This is a genomic window from Micromonospora sp. KC213, from assembly GCF_004348325.1.
Classification (GTDB): Bacteria; Actinomycetota; Actinomycetes; order Mycobacteriales; family Micromonosporaceae; genus Micromonospora.
The window spans coordinates 1-1,559 of record NZ_SMKF01000340.1 but is presented as its reverse complement, the minus strand read 5'-3'; the positions used below and the strand labels follow the sequence as shown (position 1 = coordinate 1,559).

Annotated in this window: 2 protein-coding genes; both read right to left on the bottom strand. The window is 75.7% G+C overall.

Going from position 1 to position 1,559, the window contains the following annotated elements:
* Positions 1 to 872, bottom strand: an 872-nt coding sequence (locus tag E1166_RS30485; protein WP_132343247.1) for an endo alpha-1,4 polygalactosaminidase, incomplete at its 3' end; no start/stop codon positions are given.
* A 147-nt stretch (positions 873 to 1,019) separates the two neighbouring features.
* Positions 1,020 to 1,559, bottom strand: a 540-nt coding sequence (locus tag E1166_RS30480) for a CAP domain-containing protein (RefSeq protein WP_132343246.1), incomplete at its 5' end; no start/stop codon positions are given.

The following is a 1,559-nucleotide window of genomic DNA, read 5'->3' as shown; positions in this document are numbered from 1 at the left end:
GGCGGCAGGCAGGGGGCCCGCCAGGCGTCCCGGGTGCGGTTCTTGCGGATGGAGGCGAAGCCGTAGCCCAGGGTCTGCACGCAGAAGGTCGCGGGCGAGCCGGTGTACTCCACATGGAAGACCGGCTTGCCGGCCTCCACGAAGGGCAGCAGCCGGGCGCACCGACGCAGGCGTACGCACTCCTCGTCGACCGCGAAGTCGAAGTCGGGGGCCAGCGCCGCCACCTGCGCCAGGTCGTTCAGCAGTCCGGGAGAGAGCTCCAGCGAACGGGCCAGCGCGGCCAGTCGCCGGTTGAACCGGAGTTGGTCGTCGAAGCCCAGGTCGAACCCGGAGTGGTGGGCGTACCCGTCGGCGTCGGCCAGGGCCACCGCGCCGAACCCCTTGCCCCGACAGAGTCGGAACCGGTCGGCCAGCACCGGTCGCAGCACGTCCCACCGCCGGACGTCGAGCCACCGACTGCCGGGCCGGCCGGCGGGGGCGCCGCGGACCACCGCCGGGAAGCGGGTGGCGTCCGGATCGGTGGCGGCGTACGAGCCCACGTGCACCTGGCAGATGAGGCGGCGTTCCCGCCGCCGCAGGTCGGTGGCCTGCGCGGTGGTGGTCCGCACCGGGTCGAGCAGGAAGACGTCCGCCGGCACCGCCGTGTCGAGCGGACCGTCGAGTTGCCACTGCCACTGCCACCGGTGGGCGTACCCGGTGGGCCACGGGGTCGGCGCGCCCGGCGGGCGGGGCACCACACCGCAGGCGGGGGTCAGCAGGGTGAGCGCGACGGCGCCCGGCAGCGCCCGGCGGACGGTGCGCCGCCACGACGCCCGGGCCGGCGTCGACGGGCGGGCCGATCCGTCGGGCCGTCCTGGCCGCCGGATCCGCATGGGCCGCTCCCGGGTCCCGGTCGACGCCGTGCCGCCCCGCGTCGGTACGCCGGGCGCCTCGTCCGGCGCGCCTCGTCCGGTCAAACGAGCGCGCCCCCGGCCGGGACGCGGTGGGCGTCGGGACCGGGGGCGCAGGCGGTGGACCGCTCAGCGGGGTGCGGCGAAGACCTGGGTCCAGTACGGCCCGTTGCTGCTCGCCACGCCGACGCCGATCTCGGTGAAGGCGCAGTTGAGAATGTTCGCCCGGTGCCCGGAACTCTTCATCCAGGCGGCCATGACCGCCTCCGGGGTCTGCTGGTTCCAGGCGACGTTCTCGCCGTACGTGCGCCAGCGGTAGCCGACCCGGTCCAGTCGGGTTCCGGGGTTGCTGCCGTCACTGCCGGTGTGCGACATGGTCCGGTGGTCGGCCTGGTCCTGGCTGTGCTGCTGGGCGGCGAGCATGAGCTTGTCGTCGGTGGCCAGCTTTCCGCAGCCGGCCTTGGCCCGCTCGGCGTTGACCAGGTCGACCACCTGCTGCACCTGGCTGTTGGCGCCGGCGGCCACCGTGTTCGTGCTGTCGTCGCCGGTGGCGGCCCGCGCGCTGCCGGCGCGTGCGCCGCTCTGCCGGGACGCGGCGGCGGCCCGCGTCGCCGCGGCCGACGTGGTCGCCTTCGGCGGCGACGGCTTCGGGCTGGCGCTGGTGGGGGC